Genomic DNA, 22,753 nt, shown 5'->3' on the forward strand with positions numbered 1-22,753 from the left:
ATTTTTCTTTCAACAACTCTTATATCTTAACATTTTCTTAAGGTTTTGTCAATAACTTTTTTCAAGTTTTTTGACTGAGTTGTTTGCCGTGTTCTTAACGACTTGATTATCATATCATTTAAATTGTTATTTGTCAACAACTTTTTTCATTGATATTTCAATCTTTTCGTCACTTCTTAATCAAGCGACTTCGTTATTATAACATGGTGATTTTTCATCGTCAATATGTTTTTTCAACAAATTTTAAAGTGAAATTCATCACGCTTTATCAGAACAAATAATAATATATCAAGGACTGTCGAAAAATGCAATAGAAAAAAACATATTTTTCACTATAATTTTTAAAAGCGAATATTCCTCTCGATAATTAGTATTTTGACGTTTTTTTATAGTTTTTTCAGCGCGTTTAACACCAATTTAGATACAAAAGTTCGGTTCCGCGTATTTACGTTTTTTATAAATTCGAGCACTTCCCTATATTGTTTGTTTTTTGAATAAAAAAAACAAGTAAAGTTAACCCCCTTTACTTGTTTTCTTCTTTTACAATCGGAATAAAGATCCTAAAAATGGTACCCTGCCCAACGACACTTTCTGCATTGATTCTTCCTTTATAATTTTCAACCAATTGCTTAGCGATGGATAAGCCTAACCCATTACCACCTTTTGTTCGTGCTCTGGCTTTGTCGACACGATAAAAGCGATTGAAAATCTTATTAAGGTCTTCTTGTGGTATGCCTTCTCCAAAGTCTTGAATCGCAATTTCAAATTCGCTCAATGTAGAAGAAATCGAAATATGCACTTCTTTTCGATTGGTTGAATACTTCACTGCATTATCCAAAATAATAATGATTAGCTGTTCAAAGTGGTTACGATAAATTTGCAGAGTCACTTCTTTTGCTAAATCGTCATCTAAAGTAATGACATAATCTGGATATAGTATTTTGAAGTTATTGTAAACCTGGTAAGTGACTTCTTTCGCTAATGTCGTTTCATTCGCATAATGCATATCCACTTGTTCTGCTCTGGAAAGATCAAGCATTTCCTGAACCAAACTCTTCATTCGGCTAATTTCCTGCATGCTTGCAGCTAGTGATTCTTCTAAGATTTCAGGATCATCTTTCCCCCAACGATTCAATAAACTCAAGTGTCCCTCAATGATTGCTACTGGAGTTCTTAATTCATGAGAAACGTCTTCCACAAATTGTTCTTGCTGTTCAATATAAAGACGCATGCGATCAAGCATCTCATTGAAGATTTCAGCAAGATCAGCTAGTTCATCATTCGTATCGATTTCCGGCATATGAATATCTGATTGTGGGTCTTTACGAATCGTATCCATCGTGTCTCGTAAGACCTTTAATGGTTTTAAGAAATAAGAGGATAAGAAAAACCCGAGTATACTACTTAAAATCAAGGAAACAACTTCTAATACGATGAGTGTCAATAATAACTTGTTCCGAATATCATAAAAAGATGAAAGTTCATAAAAACTTTGAGCATAACCAATCTTTTCTCTCGTTTCTTTAGAATAGATCGGCTGGACAGAAAGAAAACCAGTTTTGCCATCTAACGTAACGATCGTTGGCACTTTTCTAGTTGTTTGGATCAATGAACGATCTTTTTCATGCGTTTTAAAAATTAATTTTTCATCTAAGTTATAGACATATAGATCCATTGAAGATTGTCCTAATTCAGAAATGAACGAATCGATTTTCATCAAATTCCCTTCAATGATTGATGTGTCACTGATGCTCGTATTATTTTCTGCATTTGTTAAGTTGCGGTAAGTGTTGACTAATGTCAGCTCTTCATTTGCATTGGCTAATCGTGAAGCGACTTCTGAGATCGTTCGTTCGTCATTGTTTCGCTCTTTTGCCACGATTAGATTGATTGAAGACTTATACGTAATGACCGCAAAAATGGTAAAAACAACGAATATAAAGAAAGAACTTGCAAAGGCCCACTTGATTGTCAAGGAGGGACCTTTAAGTTCTCTTTTTTCAGAATTTTTCGGTTTTATCACGAGCGCATCACATAGCCTGTTCCACGGACAGTTTGGATATAACTTTCTTCTCCAGGAACATCAATTTTATTACGAAGATAACGAATATAGACATCCACAACATTCGTTTCGACTTCTGTTTCGTATCCCCATACTTTGTTTAGTAAAACATCACGGGCTAATACAACATTTACATTTTCCATCAAAGTAAGTAACAATTCATATTCACGTTTTGTTAACTCAATGACTTCACTGCCACGTCGTACGACACGATTTTCTTTTTCGATCGTTAGGTCACGATAGGTGATCGTTGTTTGTTTCGCTACATTCTTGTCTCCTTCAATGTCGATACGACGTAATAAGGCACGTAAACGAGCTAATAATTCTTCAATCGCAAAAGGTTTAACGATATAGTCATCTGCACCATGATCTAATCCTGAGACACGATCAATTACTGAGTCTCTAGCAGTCATCATAATGATTGGTGTATTTTTTACTTGACGGACACGACGGCATACTTCTAGTCCATTTAATTCTGGTAACATCAAGTCTAATAAAATAGCATCCCATTCATTGTTTAACGCTGCATCTAATCCTGTACGGCCATTGTAATGTACTTCTGCATTGTAGCCTTCATGCTTTAATTCTAACTCGACAAACCGAGCTAAGTTTTTCTCATCTTCAATGATTAGAATATTACTCATCAATTTTTTTCCTTTCTATTCTACGGGCTTTTCAAAACTCTATTATTATACCGATAATCTACTTAAAAATCTATAACCATTTTATCATGGATAACAATTTTTAAAAAGAGCTGAAGTCTTCTCTTTTCAGTTGACTCCAGCTCTCATGTCATCTTTTATTTTTCTTCATCTTCATGAAGCGAAAAGATTACTCTTCATGATACCATGAATAATGGAAGATTCCTTCTTTATCTACCCGTTCATAGGTGTGCGCACCAAAATAATCACGTTGCGCTTGGATAATATTTGCCGGTAAGCGTTCTGCTCTATAAGAATCGAAATAAGCAATCGCAGAAGAAAAAGTTGGTACTGGAACGCCTGCTTGGACAGCTAGTGCGACTACATCTCTTACTGCTTGTTGGTATTTATTGGTGATGTCGACAAAATAATCATCTAATAAAAGATTTTCGATATCAGAATCCTTGTCATACGCATCAGTGATTTTTTGTAAGAAACGAGCACGAATGATACACCCAGCGCGCCAGATCTTAGCAATTTCACCAAATGGCAGATCCCAACCATATTCTTTAGAAGCAACACGTAATTGAGCAAAACCTTGTGCATAACTCATAATTTTGCTGAAGTACAATGCTTCACGGATTTTTTCGATCAGCTCTTTTTTATCTCCAGTAAATGAAAACTCATTCGTGCGGGTTAGCACTTTGCTTGCTTGGACACGTTCGTCTTTGTACGCTGAAATGTAACGAGCAAAAACAGATTCTGTGATCAATGGTAAAGGAACACCTAGGTCTAACGCACTTTGGCTCGTCCATTTTCCTGTTCCTTTGTTACCAGCAGCGTCCATGATGACATCAACGATTGGTTTCCCAGTTCCTTCATCATCTTTTCTTGTTAGGATATCTGCAGTGATCTCAATCAAGTAACTGTCTAACTCACCTTGATTCCATTCTTTAAAGATGTCAGCCATTTCTTCAACTGATAAGCCTAAGATGTTTTTCATCAAGTCATAAGACTCTGCAATCAATTGCATATCGCCATATTCGATGCCGTTATGAACCATTTTGACATAATGACCAGCACCATTAGGACCGATGTAAGTCACACAAGGGGCCCCGTCTTCTGCTTTAGCAGAGATTTGCTCTAAGATTGGCGCAACCAATTCATAGGCTTCTTTTTGCCCACCAGGCATGATTGAAGGTCCTTTTAAGGCTCCTTCTTCCCCACCTGATACACCTGTGCCGATAAAGTTGATACCAGAGTTAGCTAGTTCTTCATTCCGACGAATCGTGTCTTTGAAGAAAGTATTTCCTCCATCGATTAAAATATCTCCTTTATCTAAATGCGGAAGTAATTCTTGGATGGTTGCATCCGTTGCCGGACCAGCCTTTACCATTAGAAGGATTCGACGTGGTTTTTCGATCGAATCGACAAATTCTTCGATTGAATAAGTTGCTTTAAATTTTTTGTCTGGGTGTTCTTCCACCACAGCAGTTGTCTTTGATCCAGTACGGTTAAAGAGGGCAACTGAATACCCACGACTTTCAATATTAAGGGCTAAGTTTTTACCCATTACGGCCATACCGACAACGCCGATTTGTTGTTTTGACATATGAACTCCTCCTACATATGGGATGTTCTCCCTAATCTCTATCATTATAGCTTAACATGGCGCTATTGCAAACCAAAGAAGCATATATTTTTATGACGTTGTTTCAATATTAATGGACGAGCTAGGAAAGTTTTAAAGTATCACAAAAAAATAAACCTCAAGGCTCCATGGTTAGCCTTGAGGTTTTTACATTTTCTAATTAAAATGTATTAAGCTTCTTTAGACATTACGTCCTTACCATCGTAGTAACCACAATTTGCACATACGTGATGGCTTTTTTTCATTTCACCACAGTTTGCACATTCGTTTAAACCTTTGATTGTCAATTTGTAGTGTGTACGACGTTTTGCTTTTTTAGCTTTTGATGTTCTTCTAGCTGGTACTGCCATTTTGCTACACCTCCTTGTAAAGTCTTGCACCTTAATTGATGCAATATATTCCAATCTTACGCTTTATCATCTTCATTTGATGGTTCATCAAAAAGTTCCGATAATTTTGCAAGACGAGGATCTACTTTTGTCTTGGCATCTTCTGATTTTCTACGCTCATATTCTTCTTCGGAAACGACTTCCCAATCTGTTCCTTTCGGTAGGTCAGTTGCGAGTTCTTCTTCCTCTGTTAATACGCGCATCGGAATTGCCAATAAAATGTTGTCTTCAATTGATTCTGTCAGGTCAAGTTTTGCATCTTCGATTAACAAAATCTCTTCTGCAGACAATTGGTCATCTCTGAGTTGATATTGTTCTTTTGTCATAAACAATTCGTCAACAGCAAAGTCCATCGGTAATTCAACCGGTTCTAAAGAACGCGTAGATGGAACAGTCAGAGTCGTCTGCACAGTGTAATGAACCAGATAGCCTTTTTTATCAACTGAGACTAACCCTTGGACTGCAACAGGCGCAACATCTAGTATTAAATTGTCTCGCTCCATGAGTTCCGCTTTAAGATCAAGGGTCTCATGAAATGTTAACGGTGTCTCTTGGTATTTTCTCAATTCGAGTAAGGACCATTTCATTTTTCATCACTCCTAAGCAACAAAAGCAATTATACAGGGCAAAAAGGTCCTTGTCAATGAAATTTTCTTGACACCTTACACTTCATTAAAAAACATTTTTTTTATTTATTCGTTATGTTGTCTTATTTTTATTTACGAACAAATTTCCATGGCAACTCGCAACAAATAGAGAAGCCATTTTTTTAACTAAACTTTTTCTCTATTACGTGAAAGACTCTCTGTAAATTTTGACTTTTTCTCCTTATTGTTTCGTAAACTATATGTTTACCCCAAAAATTAACTGATGATTTTTAGAATAACATTCGATCATTCCTACAGAAGAACGATTTTTACTAACCAAGAATGATAACTAACGATATAAAAACAGCAGTTTTGATCGTTTATCCGGCTAAATTCTTCTACAAGTTGTTCTGTGGCGTACATACTTGATGGTTTCTATTTGCTCAAGTATTCAAGATGAACTACAATAAACAATATTTATAAGAAAAAGGAGCAGACGCTTGTTATGAACACACGAGATATCGAATATTATGTTCAAATCGTCAAGCAAAAGAATTTTACCAAGGTAGCCAAGTACTTTCAAGTTAGTCAACCGACGATCACTTACGCACTTAAGCGCCTGGAAAAAGAACTTGACGCAGTTCTTATCACAAGAGATCGTTCACACCACGAATTAGTGATTACCCCTGCTGGCAAACAGTTATTTATCCATGCACAATCTATCTTGCAAGAGATCAAGATGGCAAAAGCAGAGATTACGCAATTACAGAAAAAGAAATTACGATTTGGAATGCCACCAATCATTGGCAATGAATATTTTCCGAAATTATCCAGTTATTTTATTAAATCTCAGCTAATGGACCAAATTGAGATTACAGATGGTGGCTCTAGAGATTTGTATGGCATGATCCACCAAGGAAGAATCGATTTAGCGATCCTAGGCTCCACCCAACCAATTATCGATCAAAAATTAGAGATCGAATTACTTTTAGACAAGCGTTTCATGATTGTTGTTGCTCCTACTCATCCTTTCGCTGACCGACAAATGATTTCTTTTAGCGACCTAACAGCTGAACAATTCGTTTTATTGAACGAGCATTACGTTCATCCTGCAGCTTTTAAAAAGTTAGCTAAACAGGCACATATTGAACCTAAAGTTGTTTACCAAAGCAATGACTTAGCCATATTGAAAAGCATGATTCGAGAAAATATCGGGATTGGTTTTTTAACTGAAATTGCTATTCACCCTGAAGATCATCTCGTATCGATCCCACTTTCCGATCAGCTCCAGCCGCACTTTCTGATTTCACTTGCTAAGCGTACTCAGCAAATTCCGACTCCTTTACAAGAAAATGTGGTTGAGGTCATCCAACAATTTATGAAAACTCAAAAGAAGAACAAATCTTAATTGAATGGCTATTAATAGAAATGAATAATAATTAACACTTTTGAATAAACAATAAATTATGATTGGACGGTAGTCTGCTGGTCCTCTCTAATTGACACCTTAGGTAACATCAGAAAAATTTCGTTTTAAACCCGTAGACTAAACACTAGAACGATCATTCTGCCACAATGAATGTTGTCTCATGATCCCTCTAAAAATCAACAAAAAAAGGATAAGACCTAGGTCTTATCCTTTTTTGATGATCAGCGGAGTCAATTAGATTGCTGTTGTTTCGCCACGGTATACAATACCACGACGTGAGTCTACAGTTACTAACTCGCCATCAGTGATTGTTGAAGTTGCATCTTGTGCACCAACGATTACAGGAATGTCTTGTGCAATTCCTACAACTGCTGCGTGTGAAGTCAATCCGCCTTCTTCAACGATAACTGCTGCTGCTTTTTCAATTGCAGGCATATATTCTTTATCAGTTGTTGGAACAACTAAAACCATGCCGTCTTTTGCTTTTTTGATTGCTTCTTCAGCTGATGAAGCAACAACTGCATTTGCAACGACTGATTTTTGACCAACGCCTTGAGCTTCTAATAATTTTGAACCAATCATTTGAATTTTCATTACGTTAGTTGTTCCACGTTCACCAACTGGTACACCAGCAGTGATCAAGATCAAATCGCCTTCTGAAGCAAAGCCTAAGTCAACTGCTTTTTGAGCAGCTAATTCAAACATTTCGTCAGTTGTTGTTGGTTTTTCAGCAACTGTTGGGTAAACACCCCAGTTAAGCATCAAACCACGTTTTGTACGTTCGTCAAAAGTAACAGCCAAGATGTCAGCATCTGGACGGTATTTTGAGATCATTTTAGCTGTATAACCAGATTCAGTTGCAGCTACGATTGTTTTAACGCCTAAGTTTTTAGCAGCGCGTGCTACAGATAGACCGATTGTTTCAGTCACATCAGTTTTATCAAATTCGTTTAATTGGAAAGTACCTAATTCTGATAATGCATTTTCAGCTTGTTGGTCAATACGAGCCATTGTTGCAACAGCTTCTACAGGGTAGTCACCGTTTGCTGATTCTCCTGATAACATTGTTGCATCAGTTCCGTCAAATACGGCATTGGCAACGTCAGAAGCTTCTGCACGTGTTGGACGTGGGTTTTCTTGCATTGATTCCAACATTTGTGTTGCTGTGATTACTGGGATACCAGCTGCATTACATTTTTTGATAATACGTTTTTGAACCATTGGAACTAATTCGGCAGGAATTTCAACACCCATGTCACCACGAGCGATCATTACACCATCAGAAACTTTGATGATTTCGTCGATGTTGTCGATTCCTTCTTGTGATTCAATTTTAGGGAAGATTTGAACGTGTGTCATATCTTTTTCTTCTAAAATTTCACGAATATCTAAAACGTCTTGCGCTTTACGTACAAAACTTGCAGCGATAAAGTCGATATCGTTATCTAGACCAAAACGAATATCATCTGCATCTTTAGGAGTAATCCCTGGTAAGCTGATTGAAACGCCTGGTGCATTAACCCCTTTACGAGATCCTAGCATTCCAGCATTTTTCACTTCTACAACTAATTCACGAGTTGCTTCGTCTTTTTCAATGATTTCCATATCGATCAAGCCATCATCGAATAAAATGTGTCCACCTACATGAACGTCTTCAAATAGTCCAGGGTAAGTAACAGCGATTTTTTCTTTTGAACCTACATGTTCAGGATCCATTGAGATACGAGTTTTATCTCCTACTTCAAATTTGATGTATCCTGCACGACCAAAATCAGCTTCAGTTGTGCCTTGAACAGTTGTACGAATTTCAGCACCTTTTGTATCTAAAAGGATACCTACATCTTTACCTGTTTTTTTAACTGCTTCACGGACCATTGTCATACGTGATAATTGTTCTTCATGATCACCATGTGAAAAGTTAAAGCGGAAGACATTTGCCCCAGATTCAATCAATTTAGAAATAGTTTCTACTGAATTACTTGCTGGTCCTAATGTACTAACGATTTTGGTTTTTTTCATTTTACAAAACTCTCCCATTCAATTTTGTTTATTTAAAGCTGGTTAAAGCCTAAATACAAAGATAACAAGCTATACCTATTTTTAACTATAGCTTAAATTTCAAATAACAGGCTTTCAATCTTAGAATGAAAGTGAGTTATTTAAGTCATAAAGTGATAAGTCTGGTTTGTGTTTGTTGCTTTCTAGTGTTTCGATGATATCTGCAGCGACCATTTCATTGTCGCGGATACCCACACATAGACCACCTTTACCTGCACGAAGCAAGTCAACAGCATAAGCACCAAATTTGCTTGCTAACACACGGTCACGTGCGCTAGGTGAGCCACCACGTACTACGTGTCCTAAAATGGATACACGTGTATGGTAATCACCATATTCAGAAAGTTTTTCGGCAAATTCATTTCCGCCCATTACGCCTTCTGCTAAGATGATCAAGCAATGTTTTTTACCACGATCGCGGCCTTCTTGGATTTTTTTAGCCACAGATGCCATATCAAAATCATGTTCAGGAATGATAATTTCATCTGCGCCACCGGCAACACCTGACCATAATGCGATATCGCCAGCGTTACGTCCCATTACTTCAATAACAAACGTACGAACGTGTGAAGTTGCTGTATCACGAATACGGTCGATTGATTCTAAAACTGTGTTGATTGCTGTATCAAAACCGATTGTGAAATCAGTTCCTGGAATATCGTTGTCAATCGTTCCTGGAACACCAACAGCTGGAAATCCACGTCTTGTCAATGCCATTGCTCCATGGTAAGAGCCATCTCCACCGATAACAACTAAACCTTCGATACCGAATTTTTTCAATTGTTCGATCCCTTTTAATTGACCTTCTTCAGTCGCAAATTCAGGGTAACGTGCAGAGTACAAGAATGTCCCACCACGTTGGATTTTATCACCCACATCTGCAACATCTAGACGACGAATATCTCCTGCAACTAATCCAGCAAATCCATAGTTGATTCCATATACTTCGAGCCCTTCATAAATCCCTTTACGAACAACGGCACGAATAGCAGCATTCATTCCAGGTGCGTCTCCACCACTGGTCAAAATTCCAATGCGTTTCATAATAATCATTCACCTCATTAAAATACTTTATCCTAAGCAATGCTTAGGTTAATAACCTTCTTTGCGTTAACCACGACTAACATTCTAACATTATTTTTAGCAATTGTCTTGATTTACTGATAAAAAAATGAAAAAAAATGAAAGCAAATAGTATATTTTACCGTAAGTTATTTGAAAACAACATTTTCTGGTTGGAGCAAGTAAGCTAATTGACTCTTCAAGCTCTTACTTCCATCGACCCAATAAGCTTCTGCCAGCACCACTTTCCGTTGATTCTTTTCATGGTACATCACGACTGGAATGTACCCAGAATGTTTCTGAAAAATAGTTTGCAATTGTTTCATCGTTTGCGGATCATCAAATTCTTCTTTGATTCGTAAGTAGCAAGTCTGATCTTGATATTGTTCTTCTAATTCTACAGGATCAGCAAAATTTTCGCCAATCAATTGCAACTCTTGGTTGTATTTACTCGTTTCTGTTCGTCCTTGAACAAAGATCACTTTATTCAACTCAAACAATGAACGAAATTGTCGATAGGATTTGGGGAATACAGTGATCGTGATTTCTCCACTGATATCTGTTCCTTCAACAAAAGCCATCAATTCCCCTTTTTTAGTTCTGATTTCACGGATATTTTTAATCATCACTAATACACTGACTGTTTGTTTCGGAATAACTTCAGTAATTAACCGGATTTTTTTAGCTAATTTCAAGCGTTCATAGCCTTCTGTTGGGTGCCCTGAAAGATAAACGCCTAAATATTCCTCTTCTAATTGCAGCTTTTCTTCTAAAGAATAGTCAGCCACTTCTTCTTCTTTTAAAGCCATGATCCCTAGGAGATCTAAGCTTCCACCACTATAAATGATGTTTTGTATTTTTCCTTCTAAATCGAGCATCAATTGTTTTCGGTTTGGTGCCAATTCATCAAACACACCTACTGCTACTAATGACTGGATCAACTCTAATTTTAGCCAGCGTTTATCTAAACGAATCAAGAATTGATCCACTGATTGATAAGCGCCATTTTCTTTTCGATCTTTTAAGATATCCTCAATGAAGTCTTTTCGGACACCTTTGATCGCAGTTAGACCAAAACGAATCTCTTCTGGATTAATTAGCTCAAAGCCATAATAGCTCTGATTAATGGAAGGTGCTGCTAGTTTTAATTTTTTCTTTCTTGCCTCAGCGATGTATTCTTTTAATTTGGTCGTATTGTGTCGAACCGAATTTAGTAAACTAACAAAAAATGCGCCTGGATGGTGGGCTTTGAGGTACGCCATTTGGAACCCAACGAATGAATAAGCAAACGCATGCGAGCGATTGAAACCATAATTGGCAAAACGTTCGATATAGTCATAGACTTCGACCGCTTTTTCTTTCGAATAGCCCTGACTTACTGCCCCACTGACAAAGTGTTCCCGCTCTTTGTCAATCACTTCTTTTTTCTTTTTACTGATTGCTCGACGCAAAATATCCGATTGGCCCAAAGAAAAACCAGCCATCTTTGCAGCGATTTGCATAATCTGTTCCTGATACACGATGACACCATATGTGTTTTTTAAAATAGGCATTAAGGAATCATCAGGATAATGGATCGTTTCTTTTCCTTTTTTGCGGGAAATAAACGTATCGATATTTTGCATTGGTCCTGGACGATATAACGCATTGACTGCCGCAATATCTTCAATTGTTTCTGGTCCTAATCGGCGTAAAACATTGCGAATACCTGCAGATTCAAATTGGAAAACCCCTGTAGTATCTCCTTGTTGAAAGAGAAAAAGTGTCTTAGGATCATTTAAAGGAATTTGTTTCAATCGAATTTCTTTCTTTTCTACTTTTTTAATAGCTTTCAATGCGTAATCAATGATCGAAAGATTTCGCAATCCTAAAAAATCCATTTTGAGTAGCCCGATCGCTTCCACGTCATTCATCGTATATTGAGTTAAAAATGCTTCATCTGATCCTTTTTGTAATGGAACCAGATCTAACAGATTCTTATCACTGATCACAACACCCGCTGCGTGAGTCGAGACATGTCGAGGCAATCCTTCTAAAATCGAAGCTGTTTTAAATAGTAATTGATTTTTTTCACTTAACTGAACTAACTCCACTAAGGGTTTCGATGTCCGATATGCTTCGGGTAAGGTAATTTTCAACTGATTAGGGATCGCCTTTGACCATCGATTGGCTTCGCTTTGTGATAAACCAAAGACACGAGCCACGTCCCTTAACACCATCTTAGCCGCCATCGTCCCAAACGTTGCAATTTGCGCCATATGGTATTGTCCATATTTTGCTCTGACATAATTCAAGACTTCTTCTCTACGATTATCAGGGATATCCAAATCGATATCTGGCATCGTATAACGTTCTGGGTTTAAGAAACGCTCAAAAAGCAAATCATATTGCAACGGATCGACATCGGTGATCTCCAAGATATATGCAACTAATGAACCAGCCGCTGATCCTCGTCCAGCGCCAGTCACGATTTTTTCTCGATGAGCAAACGCCATGACGTCCCACACGATCAAGAAATAATCATCAAAGCCCATTTGATGGATAATCGACAACTCATATGCTAGGCGCTCTTGATATTCAGGAGTGATTTCTTCGACTCGCTCTGCTAATTTTGCGTGGCACAATTCATCAAGGTACTGACCAGCACTTTTCTGATCTGGTACTGGATAATGAGGTAACAGCTTTTGATGAAATTGAAATTCAAAGGAAACCGATTGAGCTAAACGTTGCGCACCCTCTAGCGCATCAACCAACTGTGCTTCATTAAACCGTTGGATCATTTCATTTTCAGCAAGTAAAAAACCTGTTTTCGTTTCTATCTTTTGTTGGTTGATTGCTTCCACAGAAAGTTGGCTCCCAGCTCGAAGATGTTTCATCGTCTCAAGCGCAAACAGTTCTTCTTGTCTTAAGCTGGCAATAGGTTGTAATGCACATAAGGAATAATTGTTTTCTGCTAGGAACGTTACCCAACCACTTGGTAGTTCTGAGAAACTTTCAGTGATTCCAACATAAAAATCTTGTCGACCTACTTTTTCTTTGAGTGCTTGCCAATGGGCAGTAAAGGTCTCTGTTTGATTAAATTCAGCTACCACAGAATGTTGGGGAGGAACGACGAAGATCAAATGATCTGATTTCGTAAATTCTGATAATGCGAGACTTTCTTGAATCATTTTTTTACTCGACAGCTTCATCAATTGCTGGTAGCCAACGCCATCTTTCGCATATACCAATAAATCAAAAGCTTGGGACTCATAAGTATAAGTAAGGAGCATGCCGACAATTGGCTTTATTCCTTCTTTGATACATGTTTGATAAAACTCGGGTATCCCATACAGTACATCTTGATCAGTTATTCCTAGGACTGTATAACCTAGTGCTTTTGCCTTTTGGACATAATCTTGGATCCTGATCGTGCTTTGCAACAGCGAATAGGAGGTTTTTGTATATAATTGTGGGAAAAACATGGTCATTCCACCTTTTGTATAGTTAGACAATTAATCAATGCGTTCATTTATCTACTATGAATATAGGATAAACGACAACGCATTTGTAATCATTCTCTTTGATTTGCATTTTTATTATTTTATCACATGGACTGGTTAAATCATAAAACTTGTTTTTTTACAACTAGCTTTCTTTACATTCAGCAAAATTCTGGTAAACTAAGCTTAGAAAAGAGGTGTTCTTTATGCGATATATCGTCACATTATTTTGGTCATTTGTCTTAGGTCAAGTCGTAGGTTACATTGGTGGGGCTCTTACAAGCGGTGGCTATGATTTTACTTTAACAACGATTATTTCATTGGTTGCAGGCGTTGTTGTCATTTTACTTGGTGCATTGGCAACTCCTAGAAAAGAAGCCTCATCACATTCATAAAAGTCAAATGAGGGTGGGACGCAGTCTCATCCTTTTTATGTATTTTGATAAAATCATTTCGCTTTCCATTAACTTTTTGGAGTGGAAAAGTTAAGCCTGGGACAAAAGGTCGTCCCGGGCTCTTTATCATGCACAAAAATGAATAATTGTTGTTCCTTGAAATAAGTCTGAATTTCTCAAAATATGAGCGGTTGTTTCAACAAATTCTTCCCTACTGCCATCGGAGCTGCGAGGTTTTAAAGACAGCGACACATGATCTTTTCATCATCTGATCAGAAGCGTTGTCGAAGAACTTTTCTGAAGTTAAATAAAGATAATAGGATATTAGATAAAACAAAGAGGCTTGTGGCAATGAACACTGCGCGATAGTTAAAGGCATGCGCAACCGTCGAACCCACCATCGGTCCAAAGACTTGTCCAAAATTACTACACATTTGATTGTAACTATAGATTCGACTCACTCCTTCTGGCGGCGTGATCTTACTGATGAGTGTATTGATGGATGGCATTAACGCACCCGTTGAAAAACCAAGAATAAACCGTAAGATCCCCAACTGTAAAGGGGTCGCTACAATAGCCATGGGCAAGTAGCAACAAAAAGATAAGGTTAGCCCTGCAAGCAGTACTTTTTGGTTCCCTATTTTATCCCCTAATTTCCCTAGTTTAGGAGAGGAAAAAACTGCAGACACACCTGAAATCGAAACGATTAACCCACTAACAAATAAAATATTTCCTGAATTCCCGCTTAGCTCACGAATATATAGGGTCAAAATAGGACTGATAGTTGTGATACCAATTTGAAGAATCAAAGTGGTCACAAATAATCCGATTAGAATGGATAAATGATCCATTTTGGCAAAGATTTCTTTTGTACTGATCATATCATTTTTTTCTACTGGTTGAAAATCTTCTTTTACCAAGAAAATGGTTAAAAGTGTTGTCACAAGTAATAATACCCCAGTAATCAAGAAAACATTCTCCATACCAAACCACTGTGCCAGCGCACCTCCCATAGATGGCCCGATCAAACTACCGGCAATTGCTCCAGTCGATAAAGTTCCTAATGCCCAACCACTTTTTTCTTTTGGTGCTTGTGAAGCAATCATCGCAGTCGCGTTAGGAATATAACCTGATAAAATGCCATTTAAAAAACGCATGACCAGTAACCAATACGCATTGGGAACAAAGGCCAACGATCCCATCGTTACCGTCATCCCTGCGGCAGCTCGGATCATCATGAGCTTTCGCCCTTTACGATCTGCCAAATTCCCCCATATTGGCGCTACGATAGCTGAAGCAAAGGCAGTAACAGATATCGCTAGACCGGAAAACAACTCAACTTGATCACTTGGTGTACCCAATTGTTCTACATATACAGGAATAAATGGCATAACTAAACTAAAACTAGCCCCTGTAAAAAAGCAGCCGATCCAAGCCACGAATAAATTTTTCTTCCATTGTATCTTCATTGATCATCCTCATTTCTTTATGTTTCTTTGCAAAAAATTTCTTTTTGAAACAGCATAAATTATGTATTGTTACTATATAGACGAAAGGTTTTGTTCCGAGCAGTACTATCTTCTACTTATTTACTATCTTAACAGTGAAAATCTTATGTTACAAAAAAACACTCTTAACAACTATATAAAATCGTTAAGAGTGCAAATACTACTTTTTTCGAATCATTCAAATGGTGATGGCAAAAAGCGTTTTTTCTTATTAAATTTGTGCTACTTTTTATTGTAAACTTACTCATGTTGCTGTTTCCTGACTTTTTAGCTGGTTCTTTAAGAAAATAGTTCAGCTACCAGTTAGGCTGGTTTACATCGTTGCTAAAATAATAAAGTTAAGGATAAACAAGACCACAACGATCCATAATGGGATTGAAATTTCTTTGAATTTCCCTTTGATTACTTTGACGATCGTGTAAAAAATGAAGCCGACAGCAATCCCATAAGAGATGCTATAGCATAATCCCATAAAGATTGAAGCAAAGAATGCTGGTAGTGCTTCTTCCAGGTCAAGCCAATTGATATCTGTGAATGAAGCCATCATCATCACACCAACTAAAATCAATGCAGGTGCAGTTGCTTGAGTTGGAACGATAGAAATCAATGGTGAAAAGAAACTACTTAATGCAAATAAGACTGCAACCACTACTGAGGTCAAACCTGTTCGTCCACCAGCACCGATACCTGCAGCAGATTCTACATAAGTCGTCGTATTTGATGTTCCAAAGATTGCTCCTACAGATGTCGCAATGGCATCGGCAAAGAGCGCTTTATCCATTTTTGTCTTGAAACCTTTGCCATCTTCTAATGCTTCTTCATCTTCTTTTGAGAAGATCCCCGTACGGCGACCTGTTCCAATGAACGTCCCAATCGTATCAAATGTATCCGATAAACTAAACGCAATGATTGTCATGATTACTTGTGGAATCTTTGAAGAATCACTAAATAATGATTGCATCCCCTCTGGTCCAAAAGCAGCACCAAAAGTCGTGCCTAATTCTTTGAATGAACTTCCTAATGAATTGGCTTGCCAATCAATCGTACTTAAATCAACGACCCCCATCATAATCCCTAAGATAGTGGTTGCCACGATCCCAATCAACATCGCACCACGAACATTTTTTACCACCAGGATCGCTGTTAAAATCAAACCGATCACAGCTAATAAAATCGGTGCATTATTGAAGTTGGCTAAAGCTGGAACGATCCCACCATTGATTGTGACATTCGTTGCCTTGCCTCCGTCAACCACCGAACTAGTGATTGCTGCCTGATCAGCTGAAAAAGAGAGAAATCCTGCATTTTTGATCCCAACATAAGCGACAAAGATCCCGATCCCGCCTCCAATCGCATGTTGTAGACTTTCAGGAATGGAATGAATGATCAATTTTCGTATTTTGGTCACAGTAATAAAAATGTTGACCATCCCACAAATAAAGACCATCGCTAAAGCTTGTTGCCAAGAATAACCTAATCCAAAAACTACTGTAAAAGTAAAAAAGGCATTTAATCCCATTCCAGGTGCTTGCGCATACGGTACATTTGCAAACAACCCCATTACCAAAGTACCAATGATCGAAGCGATGATTGTTGCTAAGAACACTGCCTGAAAAGGCATCCCTGATGCTGACAAAATGGTTGGATTTACAAATAAGATATAACTCATTGCAAAGAATGTCGTAACCCCAGCCATGATTTCTGTTGGTACATTTGTCTTATTTTTCTTTAATTGGAAAAACTTTTCCATAAAAAATTTCCACTCCCTGAATTTTTTTGACGTAAAATCAAATAATAAAATAAAATAAGTCAACTATTCCGTTTACGTCGAACAATTATTGATTATAATTATAGTTCGTTCGCTTTTCAATAAAATCATTAAAAAAAGCAATAAAAAAATGCTTAACGTTCGTGTTTTACCTTATAAATGGTTATTGAACAAAATGTATCCGTTCTCTTTAATTTAAAAAAGACTTCTTTTTCCCTTACATTTGCACCTTGTTAAAAAAAATATATGTGCTAGACTGAAACACATACTAGCATTGAAAGGAATGACATTTTTGAATAGAAAGCTCATTGCCATTGATTTAGACGGAACAACTTTAAATCCGGATTCAATCATTACTTCAAAAACTGAAGAAACATTAAAAAAAGCGATTAACGCTGGTCACCATGTCAGTATTGCTACTGGGCGCCCCTTCCGAATGAGTTATCATTATTATCAGCAATTAGGATTGTCTACACCGATGGTCAACTTTAACGGTGCTTTAGTACATATCCCTAATCAATATTGGGCTCATGAAAAAGAAACCTCGATCGATAAACGCATCGTATTCGAGATTTTAGCTCAAAAACGCCAATTGAATTTAGATTTCATTGCTGCAGAAAATCGTGAAACTTATTTTATTGACAGCTTTGATTTTTTTGATGAAAAAATTTTTGCTGCATCAAATCCTAGCCCTCAAAATTTATTATCGCCTAAAAATCTGACAACTGATCCAACCTCTTTACTGGTTCGAACAGAAAAATGCTATGCTGAACAAGTTTCAGCTGAATTAACCCGTCAATTCGGTAATTTTGTTGATGTTCGTACTTGGGGAGGACCAATGGCTATTTTAGAAATCGTTTCTAAAGGAATTGAAAAAGCCAAAGGCGTTCATCGCATTGCCAATTACCTTGATATCGATCAAAAAGATGTCATTGCTTTTGGTGACGAACATAACGATTTGGAACTATTAGAATATGCTGGCTGGGGAGTTGCAATGAAAAATGGTACCGATCAATTAAAAGGCGTTGCTAACGATGTCACTGAACACACCAACCAAGAAGATGGCTTAGCTACGTATTTAGAAGACTTATTAGCCCTTTAAAATCAAAAAAGACCGTTCCAGAGAAAACAAATTGTATTTCTCTGGAACGGTCTTTTTAGTTGTTGGTCTTTTTATTTTGCCATGAACATATCGTAGTAAGTGTCCATGATTTCTTTTGCAATGACTAGATTCATATGATCTTTTTCATCTAATAAGTTCGGTAGAACGACACTAATTGCAATTTGTGGGTTATCACTCGGACCATAGGCCACGATATTACTATTTACTGTGGTAATATCTGGATGACCTTCAGCTACAGTTTCGGCTGTACCAGTCTTAGCAGACAAATCCATTTTTGCACTAGCTAAAGGTTTAGCTGTCGTATACGCATCTGTTCCATGAACAACTTGATGGAATCCTTCACGAAGGATCGACATATCAGCTGGAGAAATATCAACGGTATCTTCGACTTTTGTTTCCAGCTCTTTTTTCACCGGACCAAGGTTCCCATTTTCATCATTTCCATAGATTCCCTTGACTAAACGAGGTTGGATTCTCTTACCACCATTGGCTACAGTTGAAGCATATTGCGCTAATTGGATCGGTGTATAGGTATCAAACTGACCAAAAGCTAAGTCAGTAAAGTTACCTGGTGTGTACCATTGAGCACCATTATCTGCATTAAATTTCTTCATAAAATCAACAGAACGAGAAATCCCTGGTGATTCATTTGGTAGATCAATCCCAGTTTTTGTTCCTAAACCAAACTGTTTGAACGCTTTACGTAATTCTTCATAGGCTTTTGACTCTTCATTTAGTGAAGGAAGTCCCATATTTGGTGTATATTCCAATCCCAGCATTTTCAACGCAACTTTGATCATATACGTATTCGATGATAGTTCAAGTGCTTTGACTGCATTGATTGCAATACGCCCGCTTCGATTAAAGACCGAACTCTTTTCAGAAGAGCCTTGTAATTTGATTGGCTCATCGACTAACACTTGGTTACCTGAGATCACATTCGTTTGCCAACCAGCAGTTAACGTACCTGCTTTGACTACTGACCCTGGAGTAAAGGCGCTAGTAATATTCCCCAAAGCATTTTCTGTCAACTCTTTGGACCCTTCTTGGTGGCTAAATCCTGTCATAGCCAATATCTCACCGGTTTGTGGATTCATCGCTACTGCATACGCCCCTGGCGAATAAGTTGCTTTTCCACTATCCACTAATTTTTGGTAGTTTGTCTTTAAGATATTTTCGACTTTGGCTTGGAAATCAGCGTTAAGAGACAACATGAGGTTGGACCCTTTTTCACCAGCAAAGATTTCTTTTTGATTCGTTACATTCCCATTACTATCGAGGGTTACTTCATATTGGGTTTTTGTTCCTTGTAAAACATCTTCATATTGCTTTTCAAGGTAACTTTGTCCCACACGATCATTACGAGAATAGCCTTTAGCTAAGTATTCATCTACTTCATCAGCTGGTAAACCTTGTTTTTCTGTTGTCACACTACCTAAAATACTTTTGATTGAGTCAGCAGCCGTGTATTGACGTGTCCAGTCGGTTCCTGTGGATACTCCAGGTAGTTCTGAAGCATGTTCGGAAACAACCGCTAATTCTTGATCAGTCACACCTGAATTTTTGATAAATACCGTGTTCAACTCATACGCACTATTCATGCGTTTAAAAATCGTCGCGATTTTTAATTGTTCTTCATTGAAGTTGATTTCACTATCGGTTACTTTATCAACTAACGCTTTGTATTGATCGCTGGAATCAAGTTGTTTTTCCTTTGCTGTTAAGCGTTCCGTTGCTTCTTTCAAATGCTTAGGATCAGCTAACCAAAAGTCTTTTTTATCTCGTTCAGTTAAATTTTCATCAACTGGCACATTGATTAATTGATTTAGTCTTGTCGCTACTTTAAGCAGATCCTCTGCCGTCATTTTTGTTCCTCTGGTGAAAGTAATTGCTTGATTCGCTTGGTTCGTCACCAATGGTTTACCTGTCGAATCGTAAATCATCCCCCTCGGAGAACTGGTTTGGATCGTTAGTGTCGATGATGATTTCACTTTGGCTTCCATTGCTTCGCCATTAACGATTTGTAGATAACCTAATCGTGCAATCAATGCGACGAATAATGTAAATATGATGAAAAAAAGAAAATTCAACCGAAAAGGGACATGTGAACGTCGAAATGTTTTGTTTTTCGGCTCTTGTGCACCTTTTTTCAATTTATCCATCCATGAATTGTTTAATAGTTTTTTCATAAACTCTCTCATCATTCCTATCTTTTTCCTACTTACTATTATGTTTCATTGTACCTAAATTTCTTGAAATAAAAAAGAAGAAACGAAAATCACTAATAAATTCTTTAACTTATTTCAAGTTGATATTCTTTTTTTGTTTCACAGGATAAAATCGTGTCAAGTTTTCAAACAATTCAAACCTTTAAAAAATAAAGTTTTTTATTTAATTTATCATTTTCTTATCGTGAAACACAACAAATGATATTTTTACTGTGGAAAACTTTTTATAATGCTCTTACCGTTTTGAACCAAAGTATCCTTTAATTACTTGTCTGGTTTCACGAACTTTTTCCCCCAACTGTTCATTCTTTGTCATATATAAATAAAAAATAATATCGATAGTAACAAACTGAGCCAGCAAAGAATTTGTAGCAGCGCTTCGATTGGTAATTTCCTTTGGACGTGAGGTTTGTACAACAACATCCGCCAACTTACTTAAAGGATTATTTCCAAATTGCGTTAAAGCAATTACCTCAATCCCTAAATCTTTTGCGATTTCTCCAACTGCTACGACATCCGCGCTACTACCAGAATTGGAGACTAACCATAATACTTTTTTAGTTTCATTGCTTACTAATTGAGGAAGTAAAACATGGATATCTTTTTCAAAAATAATGGGTTTGCCTACTCTAGACCATTTTTGCAAAATGTCTTCCACCACTAAAGATGAAGCGCCCACGCCATATAGAAAGACTGTTTCAGCACTTTCCAGGGTCTCAACCACTTCTTGAATTTTTTCTTCATTTAAAATGTCCACCGTTTCTTTGATTGCCACTTGCGCATTATTTCCCAAAATGTGTTTGATCGAATAAAATGATTCGTTTGGATGAATATCACTGAAGCCTTCAACGATACCGGTTTGTAACTCGGTCGAAATATTTATTTTGAAGTCAGTCAAACTTTGAAACCCAATTTTTTTGGAAAATCGGACAACTGTGGGCGCACTTAACCCAGCAGCTTCTGCTAACTCGTTCGCAGTCATCGTGGGAATTTTTTCTACATTTTTGATGATATAATCAGCGAGCTTTTTTTCAGTTGAAGAATACTCCTCCATCATGCTCTCAATACGGCTAATAACGCTCATTTGTCTCACTTCCTTTTTCTCTTCCAGTCTAGCTAAGTATACCATATCCCACTAATAAGATCGTGACGTCTGACAAGAAATTTTGTCATCATCTGTAAATAAATGTTGGAGAAAAAGTATGAAGCTAAAAAATAATTGATGAGGTTCGGCTACAGCAATAGAGCCCAAGGCAAGCCTTGGACTCTTAGATAAAAGATTAATTTTTCAAGAAGAATGGACGATTGCAGCTCCTGGTTATCCTATCATTCATATGATAGTTGCACCCTTTATCATGAAAATTTTGTTGTCTCACGTTGAATACTTTTGATAGAAGTCACGAGTATTTAACTCCAATTTATAAATGATGTCATGATAGAATTTTTAGAGTTGGTGTTCCGCATGTGCTGCTCCTAATTGATTCCTAGAAGTTGAGAAGTTCATAGCATTTTGGATTTTCTCACTTATTTGTGCTAGTCTTTCTTCCTTAGTATTCTCGAATGGTTGTATTGATCGACTGAAAAGTTGTTCTGGCATATCTTTTCTATTTGACGATCTTGCTAATATTTGTTCCATTGTTAACAACACTTGTTTTTCTTCATATTTTTCTTGCTGTATTTTTTCTACTACTATTTTGTTTAGGTCTTGATTCCTCATTTTTTGGCTATTGGAATATAACAGTCGGTTGAAAAACTGCTTAAACAAATTTTTTCTGAGACCAAGTTTAGTCTGCTCTTCATTTCTTTGTTTCATTTTGATTTTCGTTATAGGTAAAATATTCTCCATTTCATTCTTAGCACGAGGAGCTATTTCGATTTGATTCGTAAAATTACTTTTATGAGGAATCAAAGTTGTTTTGAACGCACGAATTTTTGTTGCCATTCTTTTCCGATCGTTTCTTATGTAACTGATCATTTTTATTCTGAAAGAGCGGTCAAGCTTATGGATTTCCTGGTAAGTATTATTCAGTACTTTCTCAAGCATAGAAAAATCTCGCCTAATCAATTCCAACATTCGTTTAGCGGGACCAACGGACTTCGAATTTTTTTGATTCGTGGATTTATGTTGACTCCTTTGTTTAATCGCATGTTCAATTTTTACGATTAAATTTACTGCTAAGTTCTTTTTTTTACGATTGGCTTGTTTTGACTGCATTTCGTTTGTTTGCTCGCTTAACTCATTTTGAGCTACGTTATTTCCTTTTTTATTTAGCCTTTTATTTGTAAAAAAAGTTCCCATTTCCAGCCCTCCTTTTTTCCTTTTCAACCTAATAATAGCATAAGATGAAAGGCTTGCTTATTCATCTTTTC

At 37.1% G+C, this 22,753-nt stretch carries 16 protein-coding genes; 3 read left to right on the forward strand and 13 right to left on the reverse strand.

Annotated features, from left to right (window positions below):
* Positions 1 to 523: 523 nt before the first annotated feature.
* The 5 genes from AB3I12_RS12680 to AB3I12_RS12700 form a co-directional block, all read right to left on the reverse strand.
* The gene (locus AB3I12_RS12680; RefSeq protein ID WP_010719635.1) at positions 524 to 2,023 is read right to left on the reverse strand and encodes a HAMP domain-containing histidine kinase; all 1,500 of its coding nucleotides are present in this window, start codon (positions 2,021 to 2,023) and stop codon (positions 524 to 526) included.
* Entirely contained in the window at positions 2,020 to 2,706 is a 687-nt protein-coding gene (locus AB3I12_RS12685) for a response regulator transcription factor (RefSeq protein ID WP_005875038.1), read from the reverse strand. Before AB3I12_RS12685 ends, AB3I12_RS12680 begins: the two co-directional genes overlap by 4 nt.
* A 187-nt stretch (positions 2,707 to 2,893) precedes the next feature.
* Positions 2,894 to 4,315 carry an NADP-dependent phosphogluconate dehydrogenase gene (gndA, locus tag AB3I12_RS12690; RefSeq protein WP_063626846.1) on the reverse strand — a complete coding sequence of 474 codons (1,422 nt, stop codon included), beginning with the start codon at positions 4,313 to 4,315 and terminating at the stop codon, positions 2,894 to 2,896.
* 209 nt (positions 4,316 to 4,524) lie between these two features.
* The gene (gene rpmF, locus AB3I12_RS12695; protein WP_010719637.1) at positions 4,525 to 4,704 is read right to left on the reverse strand and encodes a 50S ribosomal protein L32; all 180 of its coding nucleotides are present in this window, start codon (positions 4,702 to 4,704) and stop codon (positions 4,525 to 4,527) included.
* 56 nt (positions 4,705 to 4,760) lie between these two features.
* Entirely contained in the window at positions 4,761 to 5,330 is a 570-nt protein-coding gene (locus tag AB3I12_RS12700) for a DUF177 domain-containing protein (protein WP_010719638.1), read from the reverse strand.
* A gap of 505 nt (positions 5,331 to 5,835) precedes the next feature.
* On the opposite strand from AB3I12_RS12700, the gene AB3I12_RS12705 reads away from it, so the two are divergent.
* Entirely contained in the window at positions 5,836 to 6,738 is a 903-nt protein-coding gene (locus tag AB3I12_RS12705) for a LysR family transcriptional regulator (protein ID WP_010719639.1), read from the forward strand.
* Between the two features lie 255 nt (positions 6,739 to 6,993).
* Here the strand turns inward: AB3I12_RS12705 and pyk are convergent, their stop codons facing one another.
* The 3 genes from pyk to dnaE form a co-directional block, all read right to left on the reverse strand.
* Entirely contained in the window at positions 6,994 to 8,778 is a 1,785-nt protein-coding gene (pyk, locus tag AB3I12_RS12710; protein WP_010719640.1) for a pyruvate kinase, read from the reverse strand.
* A gap of 120 nt (positions 8,779 to 8,898) precedes the next feature.
* The gene (gene pfkA, locus AB3I12_RS12715; protein WP_010719641.1) at positions 8,899 to 9,861 is read right to left on the reverse strand and encodes a 6-phosphofructokinase; all 963 of its coding nucleotides are present in this window, start codon (positions 9,859 to 9,861) and stop codon (positions 8,899 to 8,901) included.
* 167 nt (positions 9,862 to 10,028) lie between these two features.
* Entirely contained in the window at positions 10,029 to 13,343 is a 3,315-nt protein-coding gene (dnaE, locus tag AB3I12_RS12720; RefSeq protein ID WP_063626844.1) for a DNA polymerase III subunit alpha, read from the reverse strand.
* A gap of 224 nt (positions 13,344 to 13,567) precedes the next feature.
* Between dnaE and AB3I12_RS12725 the strand changes: the two genes are divergently transcribed.
* The gene (locus tag AB3I12_RS12725; protein WP_010719643.1) at positions 13,568 to 13,756 is read left to right on the forward strand and encodes a YjzD family protein; all 189 of its coding nucleotides are present in this window, start codon (positions 13,568 to 13,570) and stop codon (positions 13,754 to 13,756) included.
* Between the two features lie 272 nt (positions 13,757 to 14,028).
* Here AB3I12_RS12725 and AB3I12_RS12730 read toward each other — a convergent pair whose 3' ends face one another.
* Together AB3I12_RS12730 and AB3I12_RS12735 are read right to left on the reverse strand one after the other, a co-directional pair.
* The gene (locus AB3I12_RS12730; RefSeq protein WP_010738119.1) at positions 14,029 to 15,225 is read right to left on the reverse strand and encodes a multidrug efflux MFS transporter; all 1,197 of its coding nucleotides are present in this window, start codon (positions 15,223 to 15,225) and stop codon (positions 14,029 to 14,031) included.
* A gap of 352 nt (positions 15,226 to 15,577) precedes the next feature.
* Positions 15,578 to 17,014: an NCS2 family permease gene (locus tag AB3I12_RS12735; protein WP_034700533.1), complete on the reverse strand. Its 1,437-nt coding sequence runs from the start codon at positions 17,012 to 17,014 to the stop codon at positions 15,578 to 15,580.
* 310 nt (positions 17,015 to 17,324) lie between these two features.
* On the opposite strand from AB3I12_RS12735, the gene AB3I12_RS12740 reads away from it, so the two are divergent.
* Positions 17,325 to 18,134 (forward strand): Cof-type HAD-IIB family hydrolase, encoded by an 810-nt coding sequence (locus tag AB3I12_RS12740; protein ID WP_010738121.1) that lies wholly within the window; start codon positions 17,325 to 17,327, stop codon positions 18,132 to 18,134.
* Positions 18,135 to 18,205: 71 nt separating this feature from the next.
* Here the strand turns inward: AB3I12_RS12740 and AB3I12_RS12745 are convergent, their stop codons facing one another.
* From AB3I12_RS12745 to AB3I12_RS12755, 3 genes are all read right to left on the reverse strand, one after another.
* Positions 18,206 to 20,359 (reverse strand): penicillin-binding protein 2, encoded by a 2,154-nt coding sequence (locus AB3I12_RS12745; RefSeq protein WP_010738122.1) that lies wholly within the window; start codon positions 20,357 to 20,359, stop codon positions 18,206 to 18,208.
* Between the two features lie 259 nt (positions 20,360 to 20,618).
* Entirely contained in the window at positions 20,619 to 21,467 is an 849-nt protein-coding gene (locus AB3I12_RS12750) for a MurR/RpiR family transcriptional regulator (RefSeq protein WP_034700537.1), read from the reverse strand.
* Between the two features lie 360 nt (positions 21,468 to 21,827).
* On the reverse strand, positions 21,828 to 22,682 hold the full coding sequence (locus tag AB3I12_RS12755; protein WP_063626843.1) for a hypothetical protein: 855 nt from the start codon (positions 22,680 to 22,682) through the stop codon (positions 21,828 to 21,830).
* Positions 22,683 to 22,753: the final 71 nt, after the last annotated feature.

The sequence above is a fragment of the Enterococcus sp. C65 genome (assembly GCF_040887165.1).
Lineage (GTDB): Bacteria > Bacillota > Bacilli > Lactobacillales > Enterococcaceae > Enterococcus_B > Enterococcus_B hirae.

Excerpts from the sequence above, each read along its gene's own strand:
- pyk (WP_010719640.1), bottom strand. The coding sequence starts at position 8,778 with ATGAAAAAAACCAAAATCGTTAGTACATTAGGACCAGCAAGTAATTCA.
- AB3I12_RS12735 (WP_034700533.1), bottom strand. The coding sequence starts at position 17,014 with ATGGAAAAGTTTTTCCAATTAAAGAAAAATAAGACAAATGTACCAACA.
- rpmF (WP_010719637.1), bottom strand. The coding sequence starts at position 4,704 with ATGGCAGTACCAGCTAGAAGAACATCAAAAGCTAAAAAAGCAAAACGT.
- AB3I12_RS12685 (WP_005875038.1), bottom strand. The coding sequence starts at position 2,706 with ATGAGTAATATTCTAATCATTGAAGATGAGAAAAACTTAGCTCGGTTT.
- AB3I12_RS12725 (WP_010719643.1), top strand. The coding sequence starts at position 13,568 with ATGCGATATATCGTCACATTATTTTGGTCATTTGTCTTAGGTCAAGTC.
- AB3I12_RS12700 (WP_010719638.1), bottom strand. The coding sequence starts at position 5,330 with ATGAAATGGTCCTTACTCGAATTGAGAAAATACCAAGAGACACCGTTA.
- AB3I12_RS12730 (WP_010738119.1), bottom strand. The coding sequence starts at position 15,225 with ATGAAGATACAATGGAAGAAAAATTTATTCGTGGCTTGGATCGGCTGC.
- pfkA (WP_010719641.1), bottom strand. The coding sequence starts at position 9,861 with ATGAAACGCATTGGAATTTTGACCAGTGGTGGAGACGCACCTGGAATG.
- AB3I12_RS12745 (WP_010738122.1), bottom strand. The coding sequence starts at position 20,359 with ATGATGAGAGAGTTTATGAAAAAACTATTAAACAATTCATGGATGGAT.
- AB3I12_RS12705 (WP_010719639.1), top strand. The coding sequence starts at position 5,836 with ATGAACACACGAGATATCGAATATTATGTTCAAATCGTCAAGCAAAAG.
- dnaE (WP_063626844.1), bottom strand. The coding sequence starts at position 13,343 with ATGTTTTTCCCACAATTATATACAAAAACCTCCTATTCGCTGTTGCAA.
- AB3I12_RS12755 (WP_063626843.1), bottom strand. The coding sequence starts at position 22,682 with ATGGGAACTTTTTTTACAAATAAAAGGCTAAATAAAAAAGGAAATAAC.
- gndA (WP_063626846.1), bottom strand. The coding sequence starts at position 4,315 with ATGTCAAAACAACAAATCGGCGTTGTCGGTATGGCCGTAATGGGTAAA.
- AB3I12_RS12750 (WP_034700537.1), bottom strand. The coding sequence starts at position 21,467 with ATGAGCGTTATTAGCCGTATTGAGAGCATGATGGAGGAGTATTCTTCA.